Consider the following 6090-nt stretch of genomic DNA (forward strand, 5'->3'; position numbering starts at 1 on the left):
CGTTTCAGCAGGTCGCGCGAAGCGGGGCGACACGGAGCAGCCCCCCACCCTGGGGGGCGGTCATATCCCGTGCTTCTTGAGGATCGCCTCGATGTCGCTGAAGTCGTCCCCCGAGCCGCCGGCGCGCGGCGGGGCGGACTGCGGCCGGGTGGCCGGCGTGGTGGAGCCCCGGCCGAGCGAGGGCTCCGAGGCCGCGGGCGCCACCGCGTCCCGTCGCGCGGCGGCCCGTGCCGCCCGGCGCTCCTTGCGGGTGCCGCCGCCGCGGCGCTCCACGGCTCTGGTCGTCGCGAACAGCACCCAGGCCAGTCCGAGCACAACGAATCCGGCCCAGGCCGTCGGGCTGAAGGCCGTGCGGGCCAGCCAGCCGACCGCCCCGGTCATCACCAGCCCGACCGGGACCAGTGAGTAGGCGGCGATGCGGAACGCGGCCAGGAAACGCTTGCGGTAGGCGGTGACCGCGGCGATGCCCAGCCCGGCCGCGGAGACGGCGGAACAGACGGTCTCGGCAAGCATCCGGTCCTCCAGGCGAGCTAGGCAGGGTGGGCAGTCGGTCGGTTCGTCCCTTCCATCCTGCACCGTTCCCGGTCCGCAGTGCCACGGTCCGGCCCGAACCTCAGGGACAACCTCAGGGTCGTCTCGGGGTCGGCTCCTCCCTGGGGCCGGGTCGGCACTCCCCCTTCTCCACCCCCGGCACCGCACGACCGGCCCGGTCTCCACCCGGCGGTGGAACACCCAGCGGTTTGGAGCGGCTCACCGGCCCTGGGAGACTGTGACCATGAGCGACACCTCCCCCGCCTCCGCGGTCACCCCGGCCGCACCGGTCGTGCTGGACGTCTGGTGCGAACTCCAGTGCCCGGACTGCCGTCGGTCCCTCGACGACCTGCGCGCCCTGCGCGCCCGCTACGGCGAGCGGCTGGAGCTGCGGCTGCGGCACTTTCCGCTGGAGAAGCACAAGCACGCCTTCGCCGCCGCGCAGGCCGCCGAGGAGGCCCTGGCGCAGGGGAAGGGCTGGCCGTACGTGGAGGCCGTCCTCGCCCGGGTGGCGGAACTGGAGCGGGCCGGCGAGCCGCTCCTCGTCGAGGTGGCCCGGGAACTGGGCCTGGACGCCGAGGAGTTCGACACCGCGCTGATCGACGGCCGGCACATACTGATCGTCGACGCCGACCAGGCCGAGGGCAAGGCGATCGGCGTGACCGGCACGCCGACGTACGTCATCGGGGGCGAGCTCCTCGACGGCGGCAAGAGCCAGGAGGGGCTGCGCGCCCGCATCGAGGAGATCGCCGACCGGCTGCTCGCCGAAGCAGAAGCCGGGGCCTGAGCCTGCGCCTGAGACCGCGCCTAAGACCGCGACCGAAACCGAGCCTCAACCAAGGCCCGAGCCCGAGCCCGAACCCGAGTGAAGGCGCGGGCGAAGACCCGTGGCCGCCCGCCCCGCCGGCGAAGTCGGCCGCCCCCCTTACACCAGGTCCTTCCGCACCCGGTGCGTGACCGTCGTGTAGCCGAGCGATTCGTACAGCCGTTCGGCGGGGGTGTTGCCCGCGAAGACGTTCAGCCCTATCTCGGGGCTGCCGGAGGCGAGGGCGTACGCCTCCGCCGCCAGCATCAGGGAGCGGCCGTGGCCCCGGCCCCGGTGGGCGGCGGCCACCTCGACGTCCCACACGTACGCCACACCGTCCCGGGGGCTCAGCCACAGGGTGCCGACCGCGCTTCCCCCGTGCTCCAGGACGGCGAGCGACACCCCCGGGGTGGCGGGTCCCTCGGGCAGCCGCTTCGCCTGGTCGCGCTCCGCGTGCTCCCTGGCCTGCGCCGCGGGCATGCCGCGGGCCGCGCAGGCCTCGACGTACCGCTGGACGGCGAGGCCCCGCCAGACGTCGAACTCCGCCGCGGTCATCGTCCGGGCCCGGCTGCCCGCGGGCAGTGGGGGCGGGGCGTCGCCGAGCCGTTTGACCATGATCCGGCTGCGCGGCACGTACCCGAGCGCGGTGGCCAGCCGCAGGCCGGCGTCGGAGTCCCCCGGGACGTCCGCCTCGATCCGCTCGCAGCCCCAGCCGCGGGCGACCTCCTCCGCGGCCAGCACGGCCACCGTGGCGCGGCCGCGCCGCCGGTCCGGCTCCTCGATGCGCAGTCCGTCCAGGACGGCGGTGGCCGGTCCGAAGAGCGGATCGGTCGACAGGGTTATCTCGCCGGCCGGACGGCTGTTGACGCACACCTGGTAGTGGCGCCGCCGGGTGCCGTCCGCGGACTGCTGGAGCGGCTCGGTCGGCCGCAGGGTGGTGGTCATCGGTCCTTTTCTACCTGGTGACCGGCCCGGCGTCAGCGTGGTTTTCGACGGCCTCCGGCGCCCTCTGTGACCCTCCGACGCCTTCCCTCACCTTCCCTCACCTTCCGCCGCCCTCCCCCGGCCCTGCCGGGCGTGCTCACGGGTCGAGGTCGTCCGCCGCCCGCTCCGCGAAGACGCGCATGGCCTTGGTGGTCACCGGTCCCGGGGCGCCGGGCAGTTCCCGGCCGTCGATCCGGTGCACGGCCTGGACGTCGCGCAGGGTCGAGGTGAGGAAGACCTCCTCCGCCCGGTCCAGCACGTCCAGCGGCAGCTCCGTCTCCTTCGCGCCCGTCCACTCGACGGTCAGCGCGCGGGTGATGCCCGCGAGGCAGCCGGAGGCGACGGGCGGGGTGTGGATCTCGCCGTCCAGGACGACGAAGACGTTGGAGCCGGTGCCCTCGCACAGCTGTCCGACCGTGTTGGCGAACAGCGCCTCGGAGGCGCCGTGTTCCCGGGCGCGGGCCAGGGCGACGACGTTCTCGGCGTACGACGTGGTCTTCAGGCCGGTCAGGGCGCCGCGTTCGTTGCGGGTCCAGGGGACGGTGATCACGGCGGTGGAGTCGGGCCGCCGGGTGGTCTCGCCCAGGGCGACGACCAGGGTGGTGCCCTGGTCCCCGCGGTCCGAGCCGAGCGGGCCGTGGCCGCCGGTGTAGGTGAGGCGCAGCCGGCCGAGCGGCATGGGGTTGGCCTCGAGGACGGCGGCGCAGGCGCGGCGGATCTCGTCGTGGTCGGGGTCCGGCAGGCCGAGCCCGCGGGCCGAGCGGGTCAGCCGGTCCAGGTGCCGGGTCAGGGCGAACGGCCGGCCGCCTTCCGCCTTCACCGTCTCGAAGATGCCGTCGCCGACGGTCAGTCCGTGGTCGAGGACGGAGACGCGGGCGGAGTCGATGTCCTGTAGCCCGCCGTCCAGCCAGATCTTCACGCGGTTCCTCCACGCTCGTCGTCGTACGTGCGCGACGCGTCGTCCGTACCCGACCCGTCGTGATCGTCGTATGTCCCCGACGCTATCGCCAGCAGCCGGGACGCCTTGAGTTCGGTCTCCCGCCACTCCCGCTCCGGCTCCGAGCCCCAGGTGATGCCGGCGCCGGTGCCGAAGCGCAGGACCCCGGCCGCGCGGTCGGCCCAGAAGGTGCGGATGCCGACCGCCAGTTCGCCGGTCCCCCGGTCGGCGTCGACCCAGCCGATGCCGCCGCAGTAGGGGCCGCGGGGCGCGGTCTCCAGGGCGTCGATGATCCGCAGGGCGCTGGGCTTGGGGGCGCCGGTGACGGAGCCGGGCGGGAAGGCGGCGGCGAGCAGCCCGGGCCAGCCGGTTCCCGCGCGCAGTTCGCCGCGGACCGTGGAGACCAGGTGCACCAGGCCCGGGTGCTTCTCGACGGCGCACAGGTCGGGGACGGTCACACTGCCGGGGACGCACACACGTCCGAGATCGTTGCGGACGAGGTCCACGATCATCACGTTCTCGGCGTGGTCCTTGTCGAGGAGGTCGGCCTCGGTGCGCCCGGTGCCCTTGATGGGGCCGGACTCGACGACGGACCCGGTGCGGCGCAGGAAGAGTTCGGGCGAGGCGGTGGCGATCTCCACGCCGTGTCCGGGCAGACGCATCGTTCCCGCGTACGGGGCGGGGTTGCCGGCAGCCAGCAGGGCGGTCAGCGCGTCGACGTCGGCGTCGGGGGCCAGTGGGGCGGACAGCACGCGGCAGAGGTTGGCCTGGTAGACCTCGCCGGCCGCGATGTGGTCGCGGATCCGCCGTACGCCCGCGGTGTACGCGGCGCGGTCGAGGGAGGACGTCCAGGCACCGCGGGCCGGGCCGCGCCAGGCGCCCGGCACGGGGGCGGGCGCCGGGGCGGGCCGTACGTCACGGAAGCGTGCGCAGACCGTACGGCCCTCGAAATCGGCGCATACGGCCCAGAAACCGGTGGAGTCGAGAGCTGCCGGATCGGCGGTGACGTCGAGGAGCCCGGTGGCGAGCAGGCCGCCGAAGCGGGCGAGAGGGGGCAGGTCCAGCACGGTGGCGAGTCTAGGCGGGCGCGCCGCGTGTGCTCCTGCCGTGACCCCAGCGGGTGCGGGGCAGCACGCTGCGCAAACGCGTTTTTGTGCTGGCTCCGGAATCCGCTAGAGTTCAACACGTCGCCGGGCCGCGCGAGCGGGCCGGAAGGACAGGCGGACGTAGCTCAGTTGGTAGAGCGCAACCTTGCCAAGGTTGAGGTCGCGAGTTCGAGCCTCGTCGTCCGCTCGAAGGAAGCGGGTAGCCCTTCGGGGTCGCCCGCTCCTGGTGGAGTGGCCGAGAGGCGAGGCAACGGCCTGCAAAGCCGTCTACACGGGTTCAAATCCCGTCTCCACCTCCAAGGACGATTAGCTCAGCGGGAGAGCGCTTCCCTGACACGGAAGAGGTCACTGGTTCAATCCCAGTATCGTCCACTGGATCCACCGGCACCTTCGGCCGGATCCGTACCCGCGCGATTAGCTCAGCGGGAGAGCGCTTCCCTGACACGGAAGAGGTCACTGGTTCAATCCCAGTATCGCGCACGCAGTATCTGTGATCACGGCTCGCGGAGTCCGTACGGTCACGGTCCCGAGGACGATTAGCTCAGCGGGAGAGCGCTTCCCTGACACGGAAGAGGTCACTGGTTCAATCCCAGTATCGTCCACACACCCCGAAGCCCCCGGTCCCCGACCGGGGGCTTCGTCGTGCCCGCTCAGCTGGAGAACAGCATGTGGCCGAAGCTCTTGTGACGCTGGTGGTGGCCGCCGTAGTGACCGCCGTGCGGCGCGCCCCAGGCGGGGGCGGCGGGGTAGGCCTGCGGCGCGGCCGGGGGCGGCGGCGCGGGCTGCGCCCACTGGGACTCCAGACGAGTCAGCGACTCCAGCTCGCCATAGTCCAGGAAGATCCCCCGGCAGCCGCTGCACTGCTCGATCTGGATGCCGTTGCGGTTGTACGTGTGCATCGGCGCATGGCACTTCGGACACTGCATGGTCGGCTCAACTCCTCGCCGGTCGGTGGTGCTTCGCCAGGTAGAGACACTGCCCGGCGGACGACGGTTGCAGCCTACGTCCCTTGATCCGGGAGGGGACCGGCCGGTACGGCCCTATCGGTCCGATCCGGCCGGGTCCGGCGGAGCCATGCGGGCGCAGGCGTCCACGACCGCCTGTTCGACCTCGTCCAGGGGGCGGTCGGCGGCGAGCGCCTTGACGATCGTGAGGGCGGCGGTCTGCACGGTCAGGGCGCGGGCGGCGACCTCCAGGGCGGGCCAGGGGTCTCCCTCGGCGGGAACGGCGGGGCCGCCGGCCCGTCGGTAGGCGGTGAGGAAGCGGGTCCACTCGTCGGGGGGCAGCAGGCCGCAGGCGTACCAGGCGGCGGGGCGGGCGAGGTCCCAGGCGGGGACGCCGGTGCCGAGGTCGTCGACGTCTATCAGGCGCCAGGCGCCGGATCCCGCCTCCGCGGGGTGGCGGACGAGTTGGCCGAGGTGGAGGTCGCCGTGGCAGACGGTGGTGGACGGGGGCATGGGGGCCTCGGCGCGGGCCCAGGGCGGGAGGGTGGACCAGGCGCGTTCCACGGGCATGCGGGCCGGGTGGGGGGCGGCGGCGCGCAGGCGGGTCATGGCGTGGGCGGCCTTGGCGGGGCCGCGCATGGGGGGCAGCGGGGTCGGGGTGGGTGCGGGGCTGTTGTGCAGGTGGGCGAGGAGGGTGGCGGCGGCCTCCCAGGGGGCGTCGTCGGGGGTGTCGGGGTCCACGGGGGTGCCGTAGGGCCAGAAGGTGACGAGGCGGTCGTGGAG

The 6090-nt window shown here is 73.6% G+C and carries 7 protein-coding genes and 5 tRNA genes; 6 read left to right on the forward strand and 6 right to left on the reverse strand.

Annotation, left to right across the window (positions count from 1 at the left end; genetic code table 11):
* Positions 1 to 60: 60 nt before the first annotated feature.
* Entirely contained in the window at positions 61 to 513 is a 453-nt protein-coding gene (locus tag IO29_RS25260) for a hypothetical protein (RefSeq protein ID WP_030381783.1), read from the reverse strand.
* Between the two features lie 262 nt (positions 514 to 775).
* Here IO29_RS25260 and IO29_RS25265 point away from each other — a divergent pair, with 262 nt between their 5' ends.
* Positions 776 to 1318 carry a DsbA family protein gene (locus IO29_RS25265; RefSeq protein WP_030381784.1) on the forward strand — a complete coding sequence of 181 codons (543 nt, stop codon included), beginning with the start codon at positions 776 to 778 and terminating at the stop codon, positions 1316 to 1318.
* 138 nt (positions 1319 to 1456) lie between these two features.
* Here the strand turns inward: IO29_RS25265 and IO29_RS25270 are convergent, their stop codons facing one another.
* The 3 genes from IO29_RS25270 to IO29_RS25280 all read right to left on the reverse strand — a co-directional run bounded on the left by IO29_RS25270 (position 1457) and on the right by IO29_RS25280 (position 4324).
* Positions 1457 to 2281, reverse strand: coding sequence for a GNAT family N-acetyltransferase (locus IO29_RS25270; protein ID WP_030381785.1), 825 nt, complete (start codon positions 2279 to 2281; stop codon positions 1457 to 1459).
* A 136-nt stretch (positions 2282 to 2417) separates the two neighbouring features.
* Positions 2418 to 3239, reverse strand: a complete 822-nt coding sequence (locus IO29_RS25275; RefSeq protein ID WP_030381786.1) for an aminotransferase class IV — start codon at positions 3237 to 3239, stop codon at positions 2418 to 2420.
* The gene (locus tag IO29_RS25280) at positions 3236 to 4324 is read right to left on the reverse strand and encodes a chorismate-binding protein (RefSeq protein WP_030381787.1); all 1089 of its coding nucleotides are present in this window, start codon (positions 4322 to 4324) and stop codon (positions 3236 to 3238) included. The genes IO29_RS25275 and IO29_RS25280 overlap by 4 nt, the downstream gene beginning before the upstream one ends.
* Positions 4325 to 4477: 153 nt before the next feature.
* On the opposite strand from IO29_RS25280, the gene IO29_RS25285 reads away from it, so the two are divergent.
* From IO29_RS25285 to IO29_RS25305, 5 genes are all read left to right on the forward strand, one after another.
* Positions 4478 to 4550: transfer RNA gene (locus IO29_RS25285), tRNA-Gly, on the forward strand.
* Positions 4551 to 4588: 38 nt separating this feature from the next.
* Positions 4589 to 4662: transfer RNA gene (locus IO29_RS25290), tRNA-Cys, on the forward strand.
* 1 nt (position 4663) lies between these two features.
* Positions 4664 to 4735, forward strand: a tRNA-Val gene (locus IO29_RS25295).
* A gap of 36 nt (positions 4736 to 4771) precedes the next feature.
* Positions 4772 to 4843 (forward strand) — tRNA-Val (locus IO29_RS25300).
* 50 nt (positions 4844 to 4893) lie between these two features.
* Positions 4894 to 4965 (forward strand) — tRNA-Val (locus IO29_RS25305).
* Between the two features lie 48 nt (positions 4966 to 5013).
* On the opposite strand, the gene IO29_RS25310 is transcribed toward IO29_RS25305, so the two are convergent.
* Both IO29_RS25310 and IO29_RS25315 read right to left on the reverse strand, forming a co-directional pair.
* Entirely contained in the window at positions 5014 to 5289 is a 276-nt protein-coding gene (locus IO29_RS25310) for a TFIIB-type zinc ribbon-containing protein (RefSeq protein ID WP_030381788.1), read from the reverse strand.
* A gap of 114 nt (positions 5290 to 5403) precedes the next feature.
* A partial coding sequence (locus IO29_RS25315) for an aminoglycoside phosphotransferase family protein (protein WP_037840593.1) occupies positions 5404 to 6090 on the reverse strand: 687 nt, incomplete at its 5' end.

Source organism: Streptomyces sp. NRRL F-6676, assembly GCF_000725625.1.
GTDB lineage: Bacteria > Actinomycetota > Actinomycetes > Streptomycetales > Streptomycetaceae > Streptomyces.